At 45.1% G+C, this 25,040-nt stretch carries 19 protein-coding genes; 10 read left to right on the top strand and 9 right to left on the bottom strand.

Going from position 1 to position 25,040, the window contains the following annotated elements; genetic code table 11:
* The first annotated feature begins 9 nt into the window (after nt 1-9).
* Both ruvB and F6J90_RS29450 read left to right on the top strand, forming a co-directional pair.
* Nucleotides 10-1,101, top strand: a complete 1,092-nt coding sequence (gene ruvB / locus F6J90_RS29455; protein WP_293101911.1) for a Holliday junction branch migration DNA helicase RuvB — start codon at nt 10-12, stop codon at nt 1,099-1,101.
* A gap of 77 nt (nt 1,102-1,178) precedes the next feature.
* Nucleotides 1,179-2,000 (top strand): tetratricopeptide repeat protein, encoded by an 822-nt coding sequence (locus tag F6J90_RS29450; protein ID WP_293101908.1) that lies wholly within the window; start codon nt 1,179-1,181, stop codon nt 1,998-2,000.
* 329 nt (nt 2,001-2,329) lie between these two features.
* Here the strand turns inward: F6J90_RS29450 and F6J90_RS29445 are convergent, their stop codons facing one another.
* Complete coding sequence (locus F6J90_RS29445) at nt 2,330-3,772, bottom strand: MFS transporter (RefSeq protein ID WP_293101906.1); 1,443 nt, start codon at nt 3,770-3,772, stop codon at nt 2,330-2,332.
* Nucleotides 3,773-5,062: 1,290 nt separating this feature from the next.
* On the opposite strand from F6J90_RS29445, the gene F6J90_RS29440 reads away from it, so the two are divergent.
* The 3 genes from F6J90_RS29440 to F6J90_RS29430 all read left to right on the top strand — a co-directional run bounded on the left by F6J90_RS29440 (nt 5,063) and on the right by F6J90_RS29430 (nt 8,121).
* A complete protein-coding gene (locus tag F6J90_RS29440) occupies nt 5,063-6,319 on the top strand; it encodes an ABC transporter substrate-binding protein (protein ID WP_293101903.1) in 1,257 nt (418 codons plus the stop codon).
* Nucleotides 6,320-6,382: 63 nt separating this feature from the next.
* Nucleotides 6,383-7,279 (top strand): sugar ABC transporter permease, encoded by an 897-nt coding sequence (locus tag F6J90_RS29435; protein ID WP_293101901.1) that lies wholly within the window; start codon nt 6,383-6,385, stop codon nt 7,277-7,279.
* A 14-nt stretch (nt 7,280-7,293) separates the two neighbouring features.
* A complete protein-coding gene (locus tag F6J90_RS29430; protein ID WP_293023236.1) occupies nt 7,294-8,121 on the top strand; it encodes a carbohydrate ABC transporter permease in 828 nt (275 codons plus the stop codon).
* 280 nt (nt 8,122-8,401) lie between these two features.
* Here the strand turns inward: F6J90_RS29430 and F6J90_RS29425 are convergent, their stop codons facing one another.
* Nucleotides 8,402-9,268 (bottom strand): TIGR01548 family HAD-type hydrolase, encoded by an 867-nt coding sequence (locus F6J90_RS29425; protein WP_293101898.1) that lies wholly within the window; start codon nt 9,266-9,268, stop codon nt 8,402-8,404.
* Nucleotides 9,269-9,668: 400 nt separating this feature from the next.
* Between F6J90_RS29425 and F6J90_RS29420 the strand changes: the two genes are divergently transcribed.
* Entirely contained in the window at nt 9,669-9,968 is a 300-nt protein-coding gene (locus F6J90_RS29420) for a 30S ribosomal protein PSRP-3 (protein ID WP_071103880.1), read from the top strand.
* A 287-nt stretch (nt 9,969-10,255) separates the two neighbouring features.
* Here F6J90_RS29420 and atpC read toward each other — a convergent pair whose 3' ends face one another.
* Entirely contained in the window at nt 10,256-10,666 is a 411-nt protein-coding gene (atpC, locus tag F6J90_RS29415; protein WP_293101895.1) for an ATP synthase F1 subunit epsilon, read from the bottom strand.
* A gap of 289 nt (nt 10,667-10,955) precedes the next feature.
* On the opposite strand from atpC, the gene F6J90_RS29410 reads away from it, so the two are divergent.
* Complete coding sequence (locus tag F6J90_RS29410; RefSeq protein WP_293101892.1) at nt 10,956-11,093, top strand: hypothetical protein; 138 nt, start codon at nt 10,956-10,958, stop codon at nt 11,091-11,093.
* A 57-nt stretch (nt 11,094-11,150) separates the two neighbouring features.
* Here the strand turns inward: F6J90_RS29410 and atpD are convergent, their stop codons facing one another.
* The 6 genes from atpD to F6J90_RS29380 form a co-directional block, all read right to left on the bottom strand.
* Nucleotides 11,151-12,599 (bottom strand): F0F1 ATP synthase subunit beta, encoded by a 1,449-nt coding sequence (gene atpD, locus F6J90_RS29405; protein ID WP_293023246.1) that lies wholly within the window; start codon nt 12,597-12,599, stop codon nt 11,151-11,153.
* Between the two features lie 318 nt (nt 12,600-12,917).
* The gene (gene minE, locus F6J90_RS29400) at nt 12,918-13,232 is read right to left on the bottom strand and encodes a cell division topological specificity factor MinE (protein ID WP_293101889.1); all 315 of its coding nucleotides are present in this window, start codon (nt 13,230-13,232) and stop codon (nt 12,918-12,920) included.
* Nucleotides 13,233-13,323: 91 nt separating this feature from the next.
* Entirely contained in the window at nt 13,324-14,118 is a 795-nt protein-coding gene (gene minD / locus F6J90_RS29395) for a septum site-determining protein MinD (RefSeq protein WP_293101886.1), read from the bottom strand.
* Nucleotides 14,115-15,005 carry a septum site-determining protein MinC gene (gene minC / locus F6J90_RS29390; protein WP_366513908.1) on the bottom strand — a complete coding sequence of 297 codons (891 nt, stop codon included), beginning with the start codon at nt 15,003-15,005 and terminating at the stop codon, nt 14,115-14,117. Before minC ends, minD begins: the two co-directional genes overlap by 4 nt.
* 389 nt (nt 15,006-15,394) lie before the next feature.
* A complete protein-coding gene (locus F6J90_RS29385; protein ID WP_293101883.1) occupies nt 15,395-15,541 on the bottom strand; it encodes a hypothetical protein in 147 nt (48 codons plus the stop codon).
* A 193-nt stretch (nt 15,542-15,734) separates the two neighbouring features.
* Entirely contained in the window at nt 15,735-17,057 is a 1,323-nt protein-coding gene (locus F6J90_RS29380) for a four-carbon acid sugar kinase family protein (RefSeq protein ID WP_293101880.1), read from the bottom strand.
* A gap of 517 nt (nt 17,058-17,574) precedes the next feature.
* Between F6J90_RS29380 and lysS the strand changes: the two genes are divergently transcribed.
* From lysS to F6J90_RS29365, 3 genes are all read left to right on the top strand, one after another.
* Nucleotides 17,575-19,293, top strand: coding sequence for a lysine--tRNA ligase (gene lysS, locus F6J90_RS29375; RefSeq protein ID WP_293101878.1), 1,719 nt, complete (start codon nt 17,575-17,577; stop codon nt 19,291-19,293).
* 406 nt (nt 19,294-19,699) lie between these two features.
* Entirely contained in the window at nt 19,700-21,334 is a 1,635-nt protein-coding gene (locus tag F6J90_RS29370; protein WP_293101875.1) for an alpha-D-glucose phosphate-specific phosphoglucomutase, read from the top strand.
* Between the two features lie 1,659 nt (nt 21,335-22,993).
* A complete protein-coding gene (locus tag F6J90_RS29365) occupies nt 22,994-24,319 on the top strand; it encodes a hypothetical protein (RefSeq protein ID WP_293101872.1) in 1,326 nt (441 codons plus the stop codon).
* Nucleotides 24,320-25,040 lie beyond the last annotated feature (721 nt).

Raw genomic sequence — 25,040 nt, 5'->3', positions numbered from 1 at the left:
GTATGACCCATGGCCATAACGTCTTTTAGACAACAGTACCAAAACCCAGATAGAGAACCCAAATCTAGCAAGAAACGAAAAGGTCGCGGCTTACCCCGTCAGAGGCAAAACGATGGGGAGCTACTACTAGCAACGGCCACCGCTGAGGAAGTTGGTCATCAGGAAGAGAGTATTAGACCACACCGCTTAGCCGACTACATCGGACAAAAAGAACTCAAAGGAGTTTTGGAAATTGGCATTCAAGCCGCCAAAGCCAGAAATGAGGCCATGGATCACCTGCTGTTGTATGGACCACCAGGATTAGGGAAAACAACCATGTCCCTAATTTTGGCAACTGAGATGGAGGTGAATTGTAAAATTACTGCTGCACCTGCCTTAGAGCGTCCACGAGATATTGTGGGGCTTCTGGTTAATCTCAAACCTGGGGATATTTTATTTATAGACGAAATCCATCGTTTATCGCGCATGACAGAGGAATTGCTATATCCAGCAATGGAAGACTATCGATTGGATATCACTATTGGTAAGGGTCAGAGTGCCAAAACCCGTAGTATTCCTCTGCCGCAGTTTACCTTAGTGGGGGCAACCACCCGAGTAGGTTCCTTAACCTCACCCCTACGCGATCGCTTTGGTATGATCCAACGCTTACGCTTCTATGAGATCGATGAATTGAGTTTAATTGTAACCAGGACAGCTCAACTGCTCAAGGCAGCAGTAACGGAAGATGGTGCTGAGGAAATTGCCCGTCGGTCTCGTGGCACACCTCGAATTGCTAACCGACTCCTGAGGCGAGTGCGAGACTATGCTCAAGTCAAAGGCATTGAGCAAATTAACCAGGATGTAGCAGCTCAAGCCATGGAAATCTTTAATGTAGACCCGATGGGGTTAGATTGGACAGACCGACTAGTGCTAAAGGTAATGATTGAACAGTTCAATGGCGGACCAGTTGGTTTAGAAGCAGTGGCAGCCTCTACTGGAGAAGATGCTCAAACCATTGAAGAGGTTTATGAACCCTATCTGTTACAAATTGGTTTCCTGCACCGCACGCCTCGGGGTCGCGTCGCCACCTCAGCCGCTCGGAAACATTTGGGCTATGAGTAGTTGTTAGTAGTTAGTAATTAGTAGTTAATAGTCAGTAGCAAGGAATATCAAGATTGCGGTCTCAGTTCAAATAATATATGAAACGCTTGATTCGGATTTTACTGATTTTACTGCTTGTCGTTGTATCGGCTGCTACGATAATCACACCCCCAGCAATGGCGCAAACGCAATTTTCAGAATTGACAAAGGCTCAGATAAAACAAATTAACCAGTTAAGGAAAAAAGCATTTGCTGCTACGAATCAGGGTAATTTCCCAACTGCTGAAAATTACTGGACTCAGCTAATTGAGCTGTTGCCAGATAATCCCGTCGGTTGGAGTAATCGGGGTAACCTTAGAGTCAGCCAGAATAAATTAGAAGATGCGATCGCAGATTTTACTCACGCCATTGAGTTAGCACCAGAAGCCACTGACCCTTATCTCAATCGCGGTGCGGCTTATGAAGGACTTCGACGATGGCAAGATGCCATTGCTGACTATGAGCGATTGCTAAAACTTGATCCCAAGGATGCCATGGCTTACAACAACTTGGGGAATGCTAAGGCAGGACTAGGCCAATGGACAGAAGCGATCGCAAATTACCAAAAATCCATCGAGTTAGCGCCCAAGTTTGCCTTTGCCTATGCTAACTATGCTCTGGCGCTCTATCAAATTGGTGAGACCAAAGAAGCCATACGCACCATGCGCAATACCATCCGAAAATACCCCCAATTTGCCGATCTGCGAGCTGCTTTAACAGCCGTTTTGTGGGCTAACGGAAAACGGGGGGAAGCTGAGAGTAACTGGGTGGCAGCCGTTGGTCTCGACAAGCGCTACCAAGACTTGGACTGGGTAGAGCATGTCCGCCGTTGGCCACCAATGATGGTTGAGGCGTTAGCAAATTTCTTCAACCTTAAGTGAAATTAACTTAAGGATTCAGCCGTCAGCCGTCAGCCGTCAGCCGTCAGCTAAAAGCTCACGCTACTTGAGGTGCCGTCAGCCGTCAGTCATTCGCTACTTGAGGTGCTGACGTAACAGAGATTAAACCAATTTTTACCTATTTTATTAAAAAGCTGATAACTGATAACTGATAGCTGAATGCTTACAAATTAACTTAAGTGAAATTAACCTGATCAACCTTAGTTTTTATCAAGAGCTTCAGGACACAATAAAGTTACGTCTTAACCCTACTTTTAGGGTGCGTTATTAACGCACCCTACACTCATAACTCTTGACTAAACTATTGCTTTTCAAGCACGCTTACGAAGCAGCATTTGTTTGAGGTTCCGACCCCGTGGCTCCCGGACAAATGCCAAAGGTAAAAGGGTAGCCAATCGCACCACTGCTGATAGGGCAAATAATGTTGGCAAACCACCGAAGTGAGGCAACTCGGCTAAAAAGCCACCAAACATACTACCTATAGCACCCCCTAATCCGGCTGATGCTGCAGCTGCTGCAAAATACGTGGAGGGTTTGTGGGCTGGTGAGATCTCGATTTGGATGTTATTGGCACATAGGTCAATGGCTGCCGCAGCTGAACCTGTCCCGAAAAATAAAAGGGGTAGCCAAAGCCAAAGAGCGAGAGTTGTTGGGCTGCCGATCCCAAGCCAAAGTAAGGGAATCACGGATAGGAGAATCCCAACCATCACTAGTACTGGACGATTTCCGATCAGGTCAGACAACTTACCCCAGTAAATCAGTGTCAATAAACTTGCCCCAGCCATCAGACTAGTATAGAGAGTTACCCAACCCACATCTAAGCCCAAATTGTCGAGCAGATAAACATTGAAAAACGGATTGCTGAGGGTGAAGGCAAACATCCACAATCCAAAGTAGAGTACAAAGATTAGGAAGTTTGAGTCTTTCAATAGGGCAGCATAATCAGAAGGCGTCGGCTCCTCAGACTCTAAGGTTTCATCAGTAGTCTCATCACTCTTCGCAGTCTTCTTTGAAGGTATCTGAGGAGTGATATCTACCATGAAGAACTGAAAGACTAGACTGAGTATTCCAGCTAGGATAGCCAAAATCAAGATTACGCCATAGCCTTGAACTTGCCCACCTTGCCAGTTAGAAACAATGTATCCCAGTAGGGGAACACAAAGTAGGTTGGTTAAATTAGTAAAGCTATTGCGCAGTCCAAAATAGCGCCCTCGCAGGCGAACAGGAACTAACACCGCCATCCAGCTAGACCAAGAGGGACTACCCAAAGCTCCAAAAATGTGAGTGATCAGGTTAATCGCCAGTGTACACAAGACTAGATGATGAGCTGGAGCCAGACCAGTGCAGAACATCCCAATGCCTACTAGGACAAATAACCATAGTAGTCGCGAAGGAATGAAGGTTTTGATGATAAACCAGTGGCGACTGTAGGATCGGTCAGATAAATAAGCACCAATAGGCTGTAGAAAATTCGCCAGTAGAGGTATCCCTGAAAGAATACCGATTTCAAAGTTGCTAGCCCCCAGTTGCAGCAAGAAGTTAGTGAGGAAAACCTCAGCTGTGATACAGGAAAAGAAAGTAGAAAACACGCCGTCAAGGGTTGCAGCCTTCAGGCTAGAGCGAATCTCTCCCTTGGGAATTTTTTCAGTAGGGCTAAGCGGCGGTCGTGCTTCCTTGTTTAGGGGCTTGAGCCACTCTGGCAATCGCGGTAAAGACGGAGCTTCTGGGGCGACATCGGATATGAGTCTGAGCATAGCGGTTCAGGTAGCTAGATAGAGAGGACTTAAATGGCGAATTTGATGGAGACGAGTAAATCGTATTGGTTCAGGTAGCACCTGTACTGGATCGGCAGGCAGGTCGATACTCCTATGCCATATCCTCCCTACAGCATCCCCCTTCTTGATGGGCGTAGCGTGCCCATAGCGTAACCCTCTTGGCTTGCTCTTAAATCCCCCCTATACCCTCTTTTAAAATCCCTTTCGGCTAAAAGGGGTTTTAAAAAAGGAGTCTATGCCATTTACATCACGAGGGAAGTAAGACTTGCTTACTCTCGCAGAAGACCTACCATAGCCTTCCGTACTCCTGGTAGAGTCCGGCAAGGTCTAGCTCCTGCGACATCTGCTATACACTCCGGTAACCCCTACTTTTCGAGAAGGGCTACTTTTCAAGAACACTGATTCTCTAGCCTTCACCCAACCCCTTAGAAATACGAAAAGTATTACTCTTCGATCATCCCTAAGGGTTACTTCCTAAGGGCTATGCCCTACGGGGAGAGCTATGGTCATGACGGGGTATAGCAGCGGAGGCTACGCCATTCAATTTACGGGGGAGCAAGGGGGCTAGACATGGATCATGAGGAAAAATCACGCCAATGCCTTATTCCCTTGTTTAGGAATCCCGATGTAGCCAGAATCGATATCTACATATCAATATCTACATATCAATATCTACATATCAATACTGACCGAGGTACAGCTGTTGCCTTTTTTATCCCTGGGGCAACAGGGTACCTTATACATAATATCTCAAAAAAATTAAAATATTGCAACAAAAATACAATTAAGTATATTCACGGAAATCTTTCATCTGACAGAGCTAGCCAAGAGGTACCACTGCCTGGCTACCGAAAAAAAAAAGGCGGGATCGCCTTCATAGTCTTGATCTCCGGCTTACGTAGTTGAGTCAGTCAAGGGTGTAGCCACGATGGGGATCATGGTTAATCATAATTAAAGCTAAAGATAAGTGGTGGTATAATAAAGATAAGCAATACTAATAAAGTTGGCTACTAACAGCTAGCTTTACCCCAATAAATATGGCTAGTAACAGCTTTACACCTTAAGAAATAAGGACACCTTAAGAAATAAGCTGTAGAAAGCCATCTTGGACACCTTAAGAAATAAGCTGTAGAAAGCCATCTTGGATGTCGAGTTATCTCAAGAACCATATCTTCATCTGTATTTACTAATTATTTCTAGGTACATAGCCACCTCCTCAGACGGGAAATAAGTTTTCCAGGGGAGGTGCCCTTGCCGTCCTTACTTATCATGAAGCAAATCCTTTCGAGATGTCTAATTTTACTATCTCTAATTCTGTTCCTAACCGGCTGTAGCCGCAGTATCGCCAGTGACATTTCCACTGTTACCCTGAGCGGGTGGCAGAGCAGCCCGGAGGAAAAACAGCTCCTTGAGCAGGTACTGAGGGAGTTTGAAGAATCACATCCTGGCATAAAAGTCAAGTTTGAAGTCATCACTGACCAATATATGGATGTCATTAAGACTCGGTTGATTGGTGATGCTGCTCCTGATGTCTTCTATGTAGACGCCCTAGATGCTCCCTTACTCATGAGTCATGGAGTCTTGGAGCCTCTTGATGATTACATCACCGAGGACCTAGATTTAGATGACTTTGCTCCCCATCTCTCGGAAGCCTTCCAATCCGATGGCAAAACCTACGGATTGCCTAAGGATTTTACAACCCTTGCCCTTTTCTACAATAAAAAATATTTCGATCAACTCAGTATAAGCAACCCTCCCCAAACCTGGGAAGAGTTAGAGGACTATGCCAAAAAATTGACCAGGGATACAACTCACAATGGCAGGGTTGACCGATATGGGTTGGGCATGACGCCAGAACTCTCTCGCCACTACTTCATGATCAAAGCCTTTGGCGGTGAGTTAGTTGACCAAAAAGGCGAGGCTGTCTTCGCGACTCGGCAAAGTCTATCAGGTCTAACACCTTTGATGGATATGTATCGACAAAACCACTCTGCTGCCCTAGCCTCAGACGTTGGAGCTAGTTCTGGGAGCGAAATGTTTGGCCAAGGGAAGGCAGCAATGGTTATCGAAGGTAGCTATGCGATTCCTTACCTACAACAGACATTTCCCAAGATTGAGTTTGCCACTGCGGAAGTTCCCAGTATTGGTAACCACAAAGGAAGTATGGTTTATACCGTTGCTTATGTCATGAATAAGCAAGCCAAAAATAAAGAGGCTGCCTGGGAACTGATTTCTTATTTGACTGGCAAGGAAGGAATGAAAGCTTGGGCGAACGGAGGATTGGCAATCCCGGCTCGGAAATCAGTCATATCAGAACTTGGCTATGAACAAAATCCTCTTTACACCCCCTTTATTGCTGGTGCTGACTACGCCACGATTTGGCAAGAGGATGAAAAATTGCCAATATTTATGACCCATTTCGACAATCAGTTTCTTAGTGCTTTACTGGGTGAGCAATCCTTGAAGTCAGCCATGAAAAAAGCACAACAAACTGCTAACAAAGAAATTAAAGCGAGTAACTACTAACAAATGTCACTAGCTAAAGCTAAACTTGGAGTTGACCAAAACGTCAAATCGAGGGATGTCATATTGAAGAGATTTTGGCAGAAAGCCAAAGTTAGGGAAGCTATATCTGGCTACCTCTTCATGGCTCCTACTATTCTAGTTTTAGGAACCTTTTTGATTGCACCAATTATCTATGCAATCTTCCTTTCCTTCCATAAGGTTGAGATTTTAGGAGGGCTGAGTTACAGATTTGTTGAGTTAAAAAATTTCCTCCGTACCTTTGAGGATGAGCGAGTTTGGATTGCTCTAAAAAATACAATTGAGTATGTCATTATTGTTGTTCCTTGTCAAACAATCCTGGCTCTGATTTTAGCTCTAGTCCTCAATAAAGAAATTCAAGGAAAAAAATGGTTCAGGATTATTTTCTTTCTCCCGACTGTCACTTCATCAGCGGTTTTAACCCTGATATTTATCTGGATTTATAATTCTAATGGTCTACTTAATGGATTACTAGACTTCTTTGGTTTACCGACCTATAACTGGCTAGGAGACCCAAGTGTGGCTCTCAAATCCATTATGATAATGAATATTTGGTCTACAGCACCGTTTTTCATGGTGATTTACCTGGCAGCGCTGCAAGATATACCTAGGTCCGTTTATGAAGCGGCAAAACTTGATGGTGCCAATGAGTTCGATCAGTTCATAAATATTACCGTGCCTTTACTCAAACCAGTTACATTTTTCGTTATGGTTATGGGTATCATTGGCACGTTTCAGTTATTCGACCAGTCTTACATCTTCTCGGGTGGCACCGGTGGTCCAAACAACTCAACCCTGACGGTTGTGCTTCTGATCTACCAGTATGCGTTTAGAAGTCTGGATATGGGTTACGCCGCTGCACTGGCCTTAATGTTAGCTGGTGTAATTCTAGTGACAACACTGATTCAACGCGGCTTCTTTAGAGAAGAAAAAGCGAATTAGGAGATCAAAGAAGAGTGAATAATTTTCGTTGGATCAGAGGGATATTTTATGGCATTCTTATCCTCTATGCCATTATTACGTTTTTGCCTTTTGCTTGGGCTTTATCAGCTTCCTTTAAACCCCTTGAGGAAATTATCGCTGGCGGGTTGAATTTTATACCTCATGATTTTACCTTCGATAACTACCGCAATATTTTCATTGAATCCCCTTTGTTTGGGCGCTGGTTTTTAAACAGTGTCTTGGTTGGTGTTTGTGTAACAGGCTTGAATATTATATTTAACTCAATGGCAGGTTATGCCTTAGCCAGAGTTAAGTTTCCAGGTAATTCATTATTGTTGGGAATAATCTTGGCAGTTTTGATGATTCCTGGACAAGTCACCCTAATTCCTGGTTATTTAATCTTAAAGTCTTTGGGATGGCTCAATACCTACCAAGGATTGATTGTACCGAGTGCAGTGAATGCCACCTTTATTTTTATGATGCGGCAGTTCTTTATCAATTTTCCTAAGGAACTTGAAGAAGCTGCTGCCTTGGATGGATTAAGTCGCTGGGAAACTTTTTGGCAGGTTGTCCTGCCTTTAGCCAAGCCAGCTTTGGCAGCACAAGCGATCTTTATTTTTATGGGGTCTTGGAATAATTTCTTAATGCCCCTAATGATTACCTCTGACCCAGGAATGTTTACGCTTCCCTTAGGTTTAAATACCTTTAAGGGGCAATACATTAGTTATTGGAACTACATTATGGCAGCCTCAATGGTCTTTACTATACCGGCTTTGGGGATTTACGCCTTCTTCAATCGTTACTTTATCTCTGGGGTAACATTTACTGGCTCTAAAGGATGAGCTGTTGAAACGGTAAAGGGTCAAGTCCGACTAACCACAGAGAAACGGATATGCCAATGGCAAGGTCAAGAGCTTCCCGCTTTTAATGGAGCGAGGTCTTGGGGGTAACCCCAAGACCTCGCTTTTGTTTTCGTCAACCTGTGAATTTTTGGAAGATTGACTATTGACTTTGACTTTTAAGCTCAAGAACTCTCAACCTTGGCCTTTCGGCCACGCGCTCCCGTTCAACCTTGGCCTTTCGGCCACGCGCTCCCGTTCAACCTTCAACTATTAACAACTATTAACCTTGATGTACTATTTTCTGAATCTGTTCAGGAGTCAGCTGCTCAACATTATCAAAAACAACTGTTGCACCAGCAGCTTTTAGCCTCTCTCCATAAGCCTCCCGGTGTTCTGGTATCTCCTGCACATGAGGGGGTAAAATACCTACCCCAACCCAAACTCGTTCTGGATGAGAGTCTCTGGCTTTTTCAACAGTGTACATGTCAGCAACTGTGTCACCAACGTAGATAACTGGCAATTTCACCTTAACTTGGTGCTTCTGTTCTAGCTGTAGAACTGCGGCAAACAGTCCTGTCGGGTCAGGCTTACCAGGAGCATCCTCCATCGCAATTAGGACAGGCCGTTGGAGACCGAGTCGTCCTTCTAAGGCATAGTTCGCTTCCTGTCGTGTTGCCCCACTGAAAAACCCCCAAGGAATCCCTGCTGTTGTCAAACTCTCTAAATAACTGGGTTGTAATAGTAACGGTTCATCACAAATGTACCCAGTCCAATGGTTGGGATCTGTTCCTCGGTAGCGAGAATTGAAAAAATCAACAAGGGCTTCATAGTCGAGAGAAACATGGGATGCTCTGGAAGAGCCGCTACGCGATGCTCTGGAAGAGCCGCTACGCGAACGCGTTTTCCCTTGAGCCTCAAAGTATCGATAAACTAATTCTCGCGATGCATCCCAGTCGTTATTCCATAGCCCTTCTGATTTGAGTTGGTCAATCTCTACCATCGTGGGTCGATAGGCACCACCAGTGTAATGGTCTACCGTATCTGCGATCGCTCTACGGTAAGAACCACCAACGTCACGCACCACGCCGTCAATGTCGAACACCACCATGGCATTCCAGTTAGGAATGAATCTTTCAGAACTAGACATTATTCACTCTTAAGCCAGTTGAGCCAATATTGCTGATAAACACCAATAATACCAACTATTTAACTACAAACCTACCCCTGAATCTTGATCACGAACAGTCTTCTTGCGCTAAAATCATCAATTGTACTATAGATTATAGTTATACAAGGAAAGAGTTTGAGAGGGAAAAGAATACCCGATCCTCTTAGGTTGGGGATGAATTTTCCCACTAAGCGTGGTGTTAATATAAGAAATAAGGGTCTCAAAAAAAACTGGGTATTGACCCTACCCGGCTACCCTCGGTGCGAGGGAAAGTTACGCCCAGGTCGAGAACAATCTATTAGGTTGTGCCTGGGAATCCCCATGCCTGCGACGGATGGGGAGGTTCAAAGATAACCTGGGATATCTGAGGGAGGCCTGATTGTCAAAATTTCTATTAAAAGTTCTCTGGCTAGATGAGAATGTAGCCCTGGCAGTTGATCAAATTGTCGGCAAAGGCACGAGCCCATTAACTTGTTACTTTTTCTGGCCCCGGAACGATGCTTGGCAACAGCTCAAGGATGAGATGGAAGCCAAACACTGGATTACTGAAGCTGATCGCATTGAAATCCTCAACAAAGCCACTGAAGTTATTAACTACTGGCAAGAGGAAGGTAGGCGTAGACCTATGTCTGAGGCCCAGGCTAAGTTCCCGGAAGTCGCTTTTACTGGTAGTGCTTAATCCAGCCTTGCTGATTAATCTAATGATTGAGGGTAATTGGGAATTGGGAATTGGGAATTGGTAACTGACCAATCATCTGACCTTAGTTGAGATGATTCCTTAGTTGAACAACGTCCTTAATCCAATTACCTTAATCTAATTACCTTAATCCAAGTAACAGACTGACCCTGACCAACTACCGACGTTCCCCTACCCCCCTGTTTCGGGGGGTGTGGAGAGCGCGGAGCTTATAGGGTTTATATCCCTTGCTTACTTCGTTTACGGGGTTGGAATTTATCGTTGCGTTACTACACCATGCCACCAGCAGCTTGAAAGCGAGCACGGGCTTTCTTATAGGCTTGAGTTGCCTGGATTTTTTCTTGGGTATTCTCGGCGCTTTGAAGTTCTTCTAGACGAGCTTGTGCTTCGTTGAACTCAACACCTGCAGCATCCTTGTCAATTTCATCTCCGGACTCAGCACCATTGACAAGAATCGTCACTTCATTATTTTCAACTTCCACAAATCCACCCATAAGAGCAATTGGTATCCACTCTTTTTCTGAACGAATTCGCATCACACCAGTATCCAGCGCTGATAACAGAGGAGCATGATCACTCAATATGCCTAGCTGACCGGTAGTGCTGGGTAAAATTATTTCCTGTGCTTGGTCATCCCAGACGGTTTTGTCGGGAGCAATAATACGAACAGTTAAAGCCATCAGCAGAATGAATTGTTAGGTTGAACGTTGGCAGTTTAGCAGGTTGAAAGTTACAGGTTACAGGTTAACAGGTTGAAGGTTACAGGTTAACTGGTTAACAGGTTGAAGGTTACTGGTTACTGGTTACTGGTTACTGGTTACTGGTTACTGGTTACTGGTTACTGGTTACTGGTTACTGGTTACTAGGGTTGCTGTTTAAATACCAAACCTTGGCCAAAAGGCCACGCTACGCGAACAACCTTGATAACCTTGGCCAAAAGGCCACGCTACGCGAACAACCTTGATAACCTTGGCCAAAAGGCCACGCTACGCGAACAACCTTGATAACCTTGGCCAAAAGGCCACGCTACGCGAACAACCTTGGCCAAAAGGCCACGCTACGCGAACAACCTTGATAACCTTCAACCTTGATAACCTTCAACCTTGATAACCTTCAACCTTGATAACCTTCAACCTTGATAACCTTATTAGCATTAAACCTGACTTAACTCTTTAGTTTTTCAGCTTTAGCGATCGCTTGATCAATACTGCCCACCATGTAGAAGGCTTGCTCAGGAAGGTCATCCAATTCCCCCTTCAGAATCATTTGGAAGCCTTTGATAGTATCGTCCAGGCTAACATACTGACCAGGAGAACCAGTGAATACCTCAGCTACAAAAAACGGTTGAGACAAGAAGCGCTCAATCTTGCGGGCGCGAGCCACCGTTAGTCTGTCATCCTCGGACAATTCATCCAAGCCCAAAATCGCGATAATGTCTTGGAGTTCCTTGTAACGCTGTAGAGTTGCCTGCACAGAACGAGCTGTTCCGTAGTGGTCTTCTCCCACAATGCTCGGTTGCAGCATGGTTGAATTAGAATCGAGGGGGTCCACAGCCGGGTAAATTCCCTTAGATGCTAGGCCACGGGACAACACCGTTGTACCATCTAAGTGAGCAAATGTAGTTGCTGGAGCTGGGTCGGTCAAGTCGTCAGCTGGCACATATACTGCCTGAATGGAGGTAATTGAACCCTCGTTAGTGGAGGTAATCCGTTCTTGCAGAGCACCTACGTCTGTTCCCAAAGTTGGTTGATATCCTACAGCAGAAGGCATTCTTCCCAAAAGAGCAGACACTTCCGAACCGGCTTGTACAAATCGGAAGATGTTATCGATAAACAGCAACACGTCCTGCTTGTTCACATCCCGGAAGTACTCAGCCATGGTCAAAGCTGACAGACCCACCCGCATTCTCGCACCGGGGGGTTCGTTCATCTGACCATAAACTAGGGCAATTTTCGACTCGTTTAGATCATCCGGGTTGATTACCTTGGATTCCATCATTTCGTTGTAGAGGTCGTTCCCTTCACGGGTACGCTCTCCTACACCGCCAAATACTGATACTCCACCGTGTTTCGTGGCGATGTTGTTGATCAACTCCATCATGATCACAGTTTTGCCGACTCCAGCGCCGCCAAAAAGACCAATCTTACCACCACGTCGATAGGGAGTCAGCAGGTCGATTACTTTAATACCAGTCTCGAATACTGAGGGCTTGGTTTCCAGCTCAGTTAACTTGGGAGCAGGGCGGTGAATTGGGAAGCGCTCCTCAGATTCTGCCGGTCCTCTGTTATCTACTGGTTCACCCAAGACATTGAAAATCCGTCCTAAGGTAGCCTTACCGACGGGTACACTAATGGGGGCACCAGTATCAATAACTTCCATACCCCGCACCAGACCGTCTGTACCACTCATGGCAACAGAGCGCACTTGGTTATCCCCGAGAAGCTGCTGCACTTCGCAGGTCACAGCAACATCTTGTCCAGCTTCATTTTTGCCTTCAATTCTCAAGGCATTGTAAATCTGCGGCATTTTGCCGCTGGGAAACTCTACGTCAACAACCGGACCGATAATTTGGGCAATAGCGCCCGTGTTTGTTTGTTCTGCGGTGCCTACCATATTGCGCTTATTTAGTCAAGCTATTGTTACAGATTTTGGAAAACAGTCTTAACATTTAGTAATGCCACTCTCAAGATTACCATTGTTAGGGTTCAACCGTATCGGAAGTTGATCCCAAATTAAATATAAACACGACTCTAGCTTCCATCCCTTAGGGGTGACCATAAAAGGAGCCCTTGGTTCATAATCACCTTCAAAGGTGATCCGATAATTGTTCAGCCAAGTAATAGCCTCAATTTAGCTAGACACCCCAAACCGGTTTACCCCACAACCGGCCTACTTTTGAAGTAGCTTGTCACCCCTTCAGCTACTAGAGACTTACTCTTCTTCGTCTTGAGTGAAGCGTTGGTATTCTTCCTTTAGTAGTTTTTCCTTAACTCGTCGGATCGGTAGATTAGCAATTAGTGCTGTTGCCCGTTGGTTGCTTTCTAAAGAAAACTCTGACCCTTCGGGATCAATCTCAACGTAGCGAGAGACCACCTCCAGGATGTCTTGCCGCATCGACTCCACCATTTTAGGACTCAGGTCAGAGCGATCGTGGGCAATTACCAGTTGGAGGCGGCGCTTAGCCTCCTCACGGCTGCTTTGAGCACTCCTCCAGGAAAAAAGTTGTTCTAGAATTTCGATAATCATGGGGCTTTTTGGAGTAGTGAATAATCACACAGGGGGAGAAGGAAGAGGCTCTTTGGCAAAACTAGTTGTTGGCAATTCACAATGTAAAACCTTATTGGAACAGGCGGCGTAAGCGGCTGATTAGGTTATCGTGTTCTGCCATCAGGTCGAGGAAGGAAATATTTGCACCTTCTAAGCGTGCAGCAATGTTTTCAATGGCAATTCCAGGCAGAGTTTTCTTTTCTGATAAAATCAAGGGTTCACCCTGATTACTGGAGACAATCACCCGTTCGTCTTCGGGGATAACACCAATTAGGGGAATAGCAAGAATTTCTTGGACGTCTTGAACTGACATCATCTGATCCGCTTTTACCATTGTGGCTTTCAGGCGGTTGACAATTAGGCGGGTATTTTTAATTCCTTCCGCTTCCAGTAAGCCAATAACTCGGTCAGCATCCCGCACTGAGGTAATCTCTGGTGTAGCAACAATTAGGGCTTCAGTAGCTGCCGTAACCGCATTTTTAAACCCGGTTTCGATTCCTGCTGGAGAGTCCACCAAGATGTACTCGTAATTCTTGGCTAACACCCCCAACAACTTTTTCATTTGGTTGGGGTTAACGGCTTCTTTGTTACGGCTTTGGGCTGCGGGTAACAAGACTAGTCCTTCCTGCCGTTTGTCTTTGACCAAAGCTTGGTCTAAGCGGCACTGACCTGTTAAGACTTCAATAGCCGTGTAGACTACGCGATTTTCTAGTCCCAACAGCAGGTCTAAGTTTCTCAAACCAAAATCTGCATCCACTAAGGCAACTCGACGACCCAAACGAGCTAGGGCTAAACCTAGATTGGCGGTAATGGTAGTTTTACCCACCCCTCCTTTGCCAGAGGTGACAACAATAATTCGACTCATGAATTCAACGACAAGTGGGTTTTAGCAACATCAGCAGCTCTAGCAATACGAATTCCAACGGAAGTCACGTAAGCTACTTCAGGATAGTACTGAAGCGGCGGTGTCTCCGGTGCCCTAGCTACAGCATCAGCAATCCGTAACTGGGTGGGTTCCATTTTTAATGCCATAATCCGACATTTTCGATTACCATTCGCACCGGCGTGGGCAATGCCTCGTAGATGCCCCCAAACGAAGATATCCCCAGCTGCAATCAATGCACCACCAGGGTTCAAGTCTCCTATTATAACAATAGTGCCAGGGTGACGAATCTCTATACCAGAACGCACGGTCATTTGTAAGTACAGAGGTTCTGCGAGTAATTCAGTAGGTTGATCAATCTTTTGATTCAAAGAGTACTTAGGGGTTTCTTGTTCTACTGAGTACCCAGCAGCTGCAGCAGCCACAGCGGTTTGTCGGCGCGTGGTGTAGACTCGCTTTAGCCTTAACTGGACTGCCCCAAGGGCATCAGCGATCGCTTGTAGCTTCATCCCATCCAGCAATTGATCCCCAGCCATCAGATGGACACTGGATTCAGGCTGCCAAAAGCGCTCTCCAGCATTGAGGCGATGCTTGAATTGTTCCCATAGGTCCGACCAATTGGCAGTACTAGGGTTTTTAGTTGCTGGTGGCAAGATCAACAACAGCCGTTTCCCCTCACTTTTTAAGCGAACTTGCCCTTGGCAGTTAACTACCGAGTTGCGGTCGTCGGAAACCGTTGAAACTGGTGATGGTTGGGCAGAATCAGAAGTCATGCAACAAGGAGCTAGATTGGTTAGCGCACCGAAGATAGATTCTTCCGTGATCATACCTTCTTCAGCAAGTTCTGGTGGTTGACACTCCCCGGTCATTAGACGCGGGGATTCTTAGATCAACGAGCCGCCGTAAACCGCCGAGTTCCAATCTTTGACGCCGCCAAAAATAGGACAATGCTTCACCAAAAATCCGTGAAAACACCAAATTCCCAGTTAATTCACGACAGACCTAGAGGGCAGTTCTCCTTAAGCGTTGGAGTACTTCCTGGAAGTGCCTTAAAAGTCCCCCTTCCTTTTCCTCAAGTTCCGGTGTGCCCCACCGTACTTTGCGGTGCGACCCGTGATGGCGAGCAATCCCTTGACCGTAGGTCACGCGGGGCGCGTTCGCCATCACGGAAAGCGCACCGTTTTTATCTCAAAGGTGATTATTCTAGGTTCACACGCCAACTGTTAATTGACGGTTGGGTTTTTAAGGAGGAGTTTCCCTACCCTCCGAGCATTACTACTTTATGGTCAATCAATTGCGGGTCTGACTCCCGGTTGAGCCAACGGTTTTGCAGCCTGTACTCTATATTTAAGTCTACATTGGCTTTGACGATATTGGCTTTGACGATGATTCCGGAATTCCTCAAGATATTTTTCCACGGCTAAAAGCGCGCTACGAGCCTACATCCGGTGGTTTAAAAACACGGGGTTTTGGCTTGGGGAATTCCATAACTGTTGAGAATTGTAGCTAATGGTGGTGAGGAGCAAAAGGGCAAGATACTTAAATAGTGCTATTGCTCTGTCACCCCACTCCCACAACCGATATCCTGTCAAACATTCTTACTCGGCACTCAATCGACGGTAAACCGTCACCAAGCCATTCACATCTCCCACATTGCCAGGAAATAGCACTACAGGTAAATTAGGAAACTGGGGATGGTCAGCAGAGGTTAGTACCATTGAGCATCCAGGAAGGATCTGACCCAATAGTCGTGCTGACCTCAAAGCCAAGCCAGTACTTAAGACATCATTGGAGGTAATACCCCCTTTACTGATTAAAAACCCAATATCTTTAGGTAATCCCCTCACGATATCCATCAATAAGCCTGAAACTACTGTTCCAAACGCCAGCCGTTTCTGCACATCTTCAAAAACCAATTCCTGGCGAGAGGTATAAACCACCGGTGTTTTACCAGCACTGTGAATTTCCTGAACCCGCTCGAGAATACTTGCCAAAAGTTTTGCCCGTTGCTGTTCGGATTCATCCAGTAAATTGGCTACATTTACCTCAATCCCCCCAATCCCAGATGCTCCCAATAGCTGCTCCAGCTGCTGGGTAGTCTTTTTAACGTGGGAACCCACAATCACAACTCCTGGTTTCCCCTCTCGGACATACTGAGCCATATCCATAGCGGCCACGGGTTGGGGGCCAAGACTAGCAAGGGAGGTTAAAATACTAGCAGCAGAACGAAACAGAAAGCGTTTCCCTTGGGCAGCAGCCTTCAGGACATCTGCCGCAAATTGATCTAAATCCCCTTGGGTTTCCCCATCCACAACGCCACACTGGTTATTGGTAAGTTTGAGAAGGCGCTCCAAGTTACCGTTACGAATATCTGCTAGTAAAAACCGCTCTACTGCATCAGCCTTGATCTGACCTTTGGTCTTTTCTTGGACATAATCGGGTAAATAACTATGGCGATATCCAAATACCGAGTCACGGGCAAACTCGGTTTCATGCACTGGGGTTCTAATACCATCAATGATTAGGTAATGGACACTATCGAGAGTGACTCGTCCGCCCTCAAAGAATGCGGGGACTAAGAAATGGGCATCAAATGGTCCGACTTCCTGGGCGATTACATCAATTTCGACAGGATAATGCCCCCGCAAGGTGGAGTCAGAGCGACTGACTACCATAAAATCTTTAATTCCTTCAGCGTCTATGGCGATTTTGAGGTTATGGCAAACTTCCCGAGTCACAGTTGCTGCTTGCTCTGGGTTAAGAGCTCTGGTATTAGTAAGAATAAAAAAGATTGGGGAGTTATCCCTTAGTCCCAGCCGCAATGTATCCACATCCCAGTGCATCAGCAACAAGCAGCTGTGAACGGTCTGGGAGCCAGTCGGGTCATCATCGAGGACGATAATTTTTGGTTTTTTGGTCATTTCCCAAGCTTGTCATTAAAGTCAGTTATTTACCATGGTAATCGGGAAGGGGGAATCGGAAATGGGTAATTGGTGATTGTGATAGCAATGCTCATAATTATTATGACATAAAACTAAATTGATATGTAGCTTGATGGCAGATCATCTATAACAATAATATCCCCAATCAATTCATAAAAATTTAGAGCATGTAATCGGAAGCATTAATGGATTAATTGTTATGATAACTGACAGATTAATTATGAACATAAAATAGTAATTATTAAAATTATCTATAAAAATATTTATATTTGATCAGGTTTAAAAAATTAGCTATAATTAGAGTTATAGAGCAGTGCTAACTGATTATTGATCACTTATTGATAACTAGTTATACTTCCCTTCTGTTCCCCGTTAGCTATGTTAACGAGGATGTTAACGTTTAACTTATAATTGCTATATAATAAGGGGTCACCAGGCAGCACTAACTTACAGTTTATCCACTATTTGTCCACTAGCTAGATTGTCGCTATAAATTATGTCAGACCAATCCCGTCCAGAACCACAAAGCACTTCAACTCTAGAAGAAATTCGCACCACACGGCTTGAAAAAGTTGAACAACTCAAAGCAGAAGGATTAATCCCCTATGCCTATAATTGGGAATCTACAGCTCAGGCTGCCGAATTGCAGCAAAACTATGCTGACCTAGGCAATGGCGAAGAAGTAGATGTCGAAGTGGCTGTTGCTGGTCGGATTATAGCTCGTCGTGTCTTTGGTAAATTAGCTTTCTTCAACATTCAGGATGAGACTGGTACAATTCAGCTTTACCTGGATAAAAAGAGAATCACTGCTAAAATGGCAGACCTTCCTAATGCTTTTAATATTCTCAAAAAACTCACTGATACTGGAGATATTATTGGGGCAAAAGGAACCATCAAGCGCACGGAGAAAGGGGAACTCTCGATCTATGTCAAGGAGTATGATATCCTGACCAAATCTCTGTTACCTTTACCAGATAAGTGGCATGGTTTGACGGATACAGAAAAGCGCTATCGTCAACGTTATGTTGACCTAATTGTTAATCCTGATGTCCGGGAAACCTTTCGTCGTCGTGCCAAAATAACTGCTTCTATTCGGCACTATTTAAACCAACAGGATTTTATTGAAATTGAAACTCCGGTACTTCAGAGTGAGGCTGGTGGTGCAGATGCGCGTCCTTTTATCACCTACCACAACACCTTACAAATGGACTTGTATCTGCGTATTGCTACCGAGTTGCATCTGAAGCGACTAATTGTTGGTGGTTTTGAAAAGGTGTATGAGTTGGGGCGTGTTTTCCGCAATGAAGGAATTTCGACTCGTCACAATCCGGAATTCACCATGATTGAAATCTATCAGGCTTACGCCGATTATAATCAGATGATGGTGTTGACGGAAAATCTTATCAGTAATGCTGCTAAGGAAGTGTTAGGTACACTAACTATTAACTACCAAGGTGAAGTAATTGATCTAACTCCCCCTTGGCGTAAAGTAACGATGTACGAGTTAGTCAAAGACCAAACTGGTTTAGATTTTGATAAATTTACCAATATTGAGCAGGCAAAAGCAGCAGCCAAAGATGCTGGTGTGGAGGTTACCAATGATTGCTATTCTATTGGCAAATTGCTCAATGAAGCCTTTGAGCAAAAGGTAGAAGAAACGTTAATCCAACCGACTTTCGTTCTGGATTATCCTGTGGAAATCTCTCCCCTTACTAAACCCCATCGCTCAAAATCAGGTTTAGTGGAACGGTTTGAATTGTTTATAGTGGGAAGAGAAACAGCAAACAGTTATTCTGAGTTAACTGATCCTATAGATCAACGGCAACGACTAGAAGCTCAAGCAGCCAGGAAAGCAGCAGGAGATTTGGAAGCTCAAGATGTTGATGAAGACTTTCTCGCTGCCCTGGAGTACGGTATGCCTCCCACTGGTGGTTTAGGTATTGGTATTGACCGTTTAGTGATGCTACTCACTAATTCAGCTAGTATTCGGGATGTGATTGCCTTCCCATTGCTGAAAAGTACCAGCGCTGTGATGAAATCCTTCGACTACGACCTAGACAAAAAAATTCTTCGGGTTGAATTCAATAATGGTAGTATCTACAAGTATCGGGATGTACCAGAAGAGATCTACAAGGGTTTGAAAGATAATCCTTCTATTGGTCAGTATTTTAATACCCATATCCGCGAAAAATATGGCTTCGACCGAGAAATTTAGTGTCAGGATTCAGCCGTCAGCTATCAGCTATCAGCTAGTCACTTGGTGTTGGATTATAAGTTGAGCGGTCAGATTAAAATTTAGTTCTTAATCAGCGATTAGCTAACCTTGTGCAAAGCTAATCGCTTGTAGCTTAGATAGATTAAGGTGAAGCATTGACAAATAGACAAAAATGTGAATATAGAAGGACTGATAGTGCGTTCGCGTAGCGTGACCTACGGTCAATCGCAAAGCGGTTCCTTTCGGGCAAAGCCCGACGCTGCGCGAACGGAACATCGTGCTTTTCTAGAGCAGGGCTCACTAAAGTTATCGGTCATTTGTCAAAGACTTTTGAATTTTTCATTAACAATTAACAGGTAACAGTTAACAATAAAGAATTAGCAGTACAACCTGTAGCTAGCTTGTGATGAACATACGCACTGTCTCTACTAAGCCCTTTACAGACCAAAAGCCCGGTACTTCCGGACTCCGTAAGTCGGTCACCGTTTTTCAGGAGCCCCATTACCTAGAAAACTTTATCCAGTCTATCTTTGACTCCCTAGAAGGCTGTGAAGGTCAAACCCTAGTTGTAGGGGGTGATGGTCGCTACTACAATCGGCAAGCAATTCAGACCATTCTCAAAATGGCAGCCGCCAATGGGTTAGGTCGGTTGTTAGTCGGTTGTCGTGGTATTCTGTCTACCCCAGCAGCATCTTGTGTTATTCGCAAGCATAAGGCATTAGGTGGCATTATCCTCTCCGCTAGCCACAACCCAGGGGGTCCAAAGGGTGACTTCGGTGTCAAGTATAACACCAGTAATGGTGGACCAGCACCGGAAAAGGTGACCGAAGCTATCTATGCTCGGAGTAAAGTCATCGATAGTTACAAAATCCTGGAGGCTGCGGATGTGAATCTAGACCGACCAGGTGCATTTACCCTGGGAACCTTGAGCGTTGAGGTGATTGACCCAGTTGAGCCTTATACTCAATTGATGGAGTCCCTATTTGACTTTGACCGCATTCACCAGCTACTAACCTCTGGTAAATTCCGGATGTGTATGGACTCATTACATGCGGTAACTGGTCCCTATGCCCATGCTATTTTTGAACAACGCCTAGGGGCACCAGAAAGTACAGTACTTAATGGTATACCGTTAGAAGATTTTGGCGGTGGTCATCCTGACCCCAATTTAGTCTATGCTAAGGACTTGGTGGATATTCTCTATGGTGATAATGCACCGGATTTTGGGGCTGCTTCCGATGGAGATGGCGATCGCAATATGATTCTGGGAAGCTCGTTCTTCGTTACCCCCAGTGATAGCATAGCTGTGTTAACCGCCAATGCCCATCTGGTACCTGGTTATAGTCAAGGTTTAGCAGGGGTAGCCCGTTCCATGCCCACCAGTGCTGCTGTAGACCGAGTGGCAGCTCAGTTGGGTATTGATTGCTATGAGACCCCAACAGGTTGGAAGTTTTTTGGCAATTTATTGGATGCAGGTAAAGCCACCTTGTGCGGTGAAGAAAGTTTCGGCACTGGTTCTAACCATGTACGGGAAAAAGATGGGCTTTGGGCAGTGCTATTCTGGCTCAATATCCTGGCAGTGCGGGGTGAATCAGTGGAGCAGATTGTCCGTAGCCACTGGCAAACCTATGGTCGTAATTTCTATTCCCGCCATGACTATGAAGAGGTAGATGGGGTACGAGCTCAGGAATTGATGGAGCGTCTGCGTTCAAGTGCCCCAGACCTGAAAGGACAGCAATTTGGTTCTTACCAGGTAGAGTATGGTGATGACTTTAGTTACACTGACCCAGTAGATGGGAGCGTCAGCCAGAAGCAGGGGATTCGGATTGGCTTTACCGATGGCTCTCGGATTGTATTCCGCCTATCTGGTACTGGCACAAAAGGGGCAACCCTACGCCTCTATTTAGAGAGCTATGAGCCAGATTCCACTAAGCATGACGTGGATACTCAACAAGCATTGGAACCACTGATTTCCCTTGCCCATGAGATTGCCCAGATTCGGAAGTTTACAGAGCGGGAGGTTCCCACTGTAATTACCTGAGGTGCGACCCAAGGGCGATTTACTCAGCCTAGGAGGCGCGCACCTCAGGTTTTGATGGTAACGTTTCCCTGTCTTGATGCAAAGCGCGAGTGGGGTGGCCTCCTTTGAGCGCGCTGCATGGCTTTAAGGTTTCAAGGGAAATCCTAAAACCCAGTTACAGAAAGAAACACGGGTAATAGGTAATAGGTAATAGGTAATAGGTAATTGGTCAAACCCCGGCCAGTTACCTATTACCCATTAGCAGTTACCGTCAGCATTCAGCCCTTAGCGGTCAGCGGTCAGCTTTGTGGCACAGGCTTCTAAACTCTGACTTTCTTTAGCGGTCAGCGGTCAGCTTTGTGGCACAGGCTTCGACGCTGGGACTTAACTCAGATTAAACGAATACTTACCTATGCAAGCTGATAGCACCTCAAGTAGCACCATCTGTAGCGCTAATCGCTGACCGCTGATAGCTGACGGCTGAATGCTTACGTCTCGGTAATAGTGGATAGCCTAGATTTCAAGAGCAACAGATTGTTATTCCTATAAAAATTTTCATCATTGTTTCATTTAGCTCATTTCCACAGATGGTTTTTGGAGATTTCGTCCAATAAAGACCTAGCTGGCTAGGTTTGGAGATTTAGGTTTTAACATTTTTTATTGTAAATTAGTTAATTTTTAAACTGATATTAAATACCCTTATGTTAACCTTTTCAGCTTTCCGTAACTCAGCATTATTCGAATGCCTCTTTTATTCAAAAGCACCTCAAGTAGCCTGCCCTTAGCCCATTAGCTGATAGCTAATAGCACCTCAAGTAGCGTGGGCGTAGCCCATTAGCTGATAGCTGATAGCTTACCCACTAACTGCTCTGAGGCACGGTGAAATTCCTCATTCATAATTATTAGCTGACTGATGTTATATAATAATTAGTTTTTGCTCAGTACCAACTCAGTAAATTTTTTATAAATTTTTATGAAATTTTGATGAAAATCGCTAATTTGATAGTGACATTTACTGAAATTTATGCCATTTATACTAATGGTAGGATTTTTTTTTCAGTCAAAACGCCAAAAAAAAATATATGAAGCCTAGAACCAAACTGCTTTTTTGACTAGGTCATCTGTTAGGGGTGGAATTTGCTCAGGGAATCGTTAGCCAGTCAAATCTCTAGAAAAGGCTTCAAAAAATTTATCCAGTTTCACTGGATAAATTTGAGCAGGGCATCTTTGAACTATTAAAGGGGGTGTTTTACCCTTATCCATGTATCTAGAAACATGTATCTAGAAAGGTACTGTCCCCTAGATACATCGATAAGCATGATTAAATTTTCCCCAAAAGTTCACAGACAAATTTCACAGACTCTTATCCCATTTCATGCCAGGAACTTTGAGTAATGCCAGTGTCTTGATGCAATAGCGAGTGGGGAGGGGCTGCGTGCAGAACCTGCGTCCGCACCTTGCCCCGTGGAAACCACGGCAGTTGCTCATGGGGGAGACCCCCTTTGGCGGCACTGCCTCCCCTGTTCCGAAGCTGCATCGCTTTTGTAAGTTACACATCCCGTGACTTACTGAGTTGGGACTTAGTTGGGATGGAGTAATTAGAAATTTTTTGGTGCATCAGGACTGAAAAGAAAAGCCCACCAGTGTAAACACAGATAACTTTTGGGAGAAAACCATCTTATGGTTCTGATTGAAGCAGAAAGCGATCGCGTAACGCGAATAAACTACGAGACAACCAGTGCAAACAATATTGATACCGTTGCTTCAGGCGGTCGAGCCGTCCAGCTCTCAAGCTTTAATGACCCGGTTGAAGAAAACCCTGGTGTGCTTAGATTTCAATGGACAGCAGATGATGGACCGGCTGGTAAGTACGATATTAGTATTGCCTACTTTGACGAAGAGGATGGGGAATCTCCACTGACATTTAGTGTCAACGACAATGTAGTTGGTACATATGTTTATAATCTAAACTTACCTGGGATTACAGCTGAGCCAAGGAATTATGTCCCTCTGAGCGGTGGCAATCCACGTGGCCCTCGCCCTCTAAGTGCTGAGGATAATCCAAATGCCATTTTTAAGGGCGTAGACCTTGCTCCAGGGGATCAAATAGAAATCTCGGTAGTGGCAGATAGCCTTAATAATGATGCTAATTTCGAGCTAGGGCGACTTGATGCCATTGAAATTACCCCAGTTGAAGAGATTATCCCCAGTTTGGATCTGTTCTGGCGTAATCCTGTGAGTGGACAAGTTGCTGTGTGGACTCTAAATGAGGAAGGCACTAGCCTCGAGACGGCAGCGTTCATTACAGATCAAAGTGGTGAGGAGGTATTGGTACCAGACGACAGTCCATTTGACGCCCGTGGTGTTGTGGATTTAGGCGATGGTAACAGGAGTCCTCTGTGGCGTGATACGGTGACCGGCGGTGTTGCGATTTGGAAGATAGAAGGCTCCGAGTTCCAGGAGGCAATAACTACTCAGGCACCAGCAGGTGAACCGGGATCAGACCTCAACTGGGAAATCCGTGGCACAGGAGATGTTAACGGTGGTGGTGCAGAAGAAATTTTCTGGTACAACACATCTACTGGAGAAATTGCTGTTTGGGAGATAGATGAAACCGGGTTTCAGAATGCTACGTTTATTACGGATACCAATGGTGACAGGTTGACCATATCACCTGACAATGACTGGCAGTTACTTGCGGCTGGAGACATGGATGGCGATGGTAACGCAGATGCTATCTGGGAAAATATGACTACCAAACAGTTTGCCTACTGGAAGCTTGATGGTACTGTTTTCCAAAACGCAGTGCTGATCGATTCCCGACCAGCAAACGGTGCTTGGGAATTCCGTGGTGCCTATGACGCTAACAACGATGGTACTGATGATTTCTTCTTCCGTAATTCCGTTACTGGACAGAATGGCATGTGGATGATCGAGAATAACTCACTGGGTCAGATTGTCGAGATCGATAGGGTTGAGGATATCAACTTCTCCTTCTACGTCTAGGATAGTCAGCAGCTAGCTTTACTGTTGTAATTAAAGTTCAGAAAAACCCACCCCTTCTGCTTACGCTCAAGGGGTGGGTTGATTGTTCACTTCAATCTGAGTCTAATATTTCCGAGTGTCAGCGGCATTCGCATCTAATCGTCAGAAACCAGATCTCCAAGGCATTTGGCTGACCCCAAAATTTATTGCTGACCCAAAAATTTTGACGGGGATGGATTAAACTGGTATATTATAGCGTTTGTATTTGAGATGTAAACCTAGGATATCTTTTTTTCTTGTCCAATAAAACTCCGGAGCTCTTGCCCCTTTTGGCTTTTGCCTCTTGTATGCAAGCATTTTTCGGCAAGACGTGCTTTACAACCTAGATACAAAAGCTATATTTGTTTGGCTTATATAAAGCGCCAGTATTATTGTCACTAATTAATATGTACGACCACCAGGATATCAAACTGTAAGCATTCAGCCGTTGGCCGTAGGCCAAGCTACTTGAGGTGCTGTCAGCTATCATCCTTAAAATAAACCGCGTACCGTGCGCCGTTCGCGTAGCGTGCGCCCATGGGCAATGGGAAAAGGGATAATTTAATATTGATAGATTAATGAGAATTTAAAGTCTGGATAAAAGTCCTTGGCCTATGGCCACGCTACTTGAGGTGCTTTGTGGCACAGGCTTCGACCCTGGGACGTAAAAAAGATTAAACTTTTGCTTACCTCTTTTATTCAA

Origin of the sequence: Moorena sp. SIOASIH, assembly GCF_010671925.1 — a bacterium.
Classification (GTDB): Bacteria; Cyanobacteriota; Cyanobacteriia; order Cyanobacteriales; family Coleofasciculaceae; genus Moorena.
The sequence above is the reverse complement of the archived record's forward strand: the minus strand, read 5'-3'. Positions and strand labels throughout refer to the sequence as shown.